The following is a 677-nucleotide window of genomic DNA, read 5'->3' as shown; positions in this document are numbered from 1 at the left end:
GGCCAGACCGAAGCCATCTACAAGGCCGACGCCCAGGGCGATGACGTCTTCAAAGATGCCGATAGCCTGACCGTGGGTGTCAGCGACGCAACCGTCGCTGGCAAGACCTTCGAGAACCTGGAACTGGGTGGCAACGCCACCGTACAGATCACCGACACCACCAGTGAAGTCGTTGCAACGCTCAGCGCCGACAAGGCCACCGTCACCGAAGGCGGCCAGATCACCTACACCGTCACCCTGACCAACGCCCAGGGCCTGTCGGTCACTGGCCACAACGGCCTGACTTTCACCCTGACCGACGGCACCAAAGTCACCGTTCCAGCGGGCAGCGCCTCTGGCACCTTCACCATCACCGCCAAAGACGACGTCTTCGTCGGCGGCCAGCCTTCGATCGTCAACAAGATCGAATCGGTCGCCGGTGGCGACAACTTCGAAAAACTGACCCTCGGCGACAACACCGTCACCACCTCGGTTACCGATGAACCGGGCAGCGGCGGCGGTACCGGCACTGGTAACGAAGGCGACAAGGTGTCGGTCACCATCGTCAGCAATGGCGATGTCACCGAAGACCAGCAGCCAAGCTTCACCGTCAAAGTCAGCCAGAAACTGGATCAGGACCTCACCGTTACGCTGAGCAACGGCGCCAAAGTCGTGATTCCGGCCGGCCAGACCGAAGC

General features: G+C 61.7%; 1 protein-coding gene. It reads left to right on the top strand.

The genetic code is table 11. From position 1 onward, the window contains the following. Positions 1 to 677 (top strand): immunoglobulin-like domain-containing protein (locus L6D77_RS27035; RefSeq protein ID WP_373870653.1); only part of this gene is annotated, 677 nt, incomplete at both ends.

This window comes from Pseudomonas parasichuanensis, from assembly GCF_021601385.1.
In the GTDB taxonomy this organism is placed as follows: Bacteria; Pseudomonadota; Gammaproteobacteria; order Pseudomonadales; family Pseudomonadaceae; genus Aquipseudomonas; species Aquipseudomonas parasichuanensis.
Note: the sequence above shows the minus strand (reverse complement) of the source record. Positions and strands in the feature narration are given on the sequence as shown.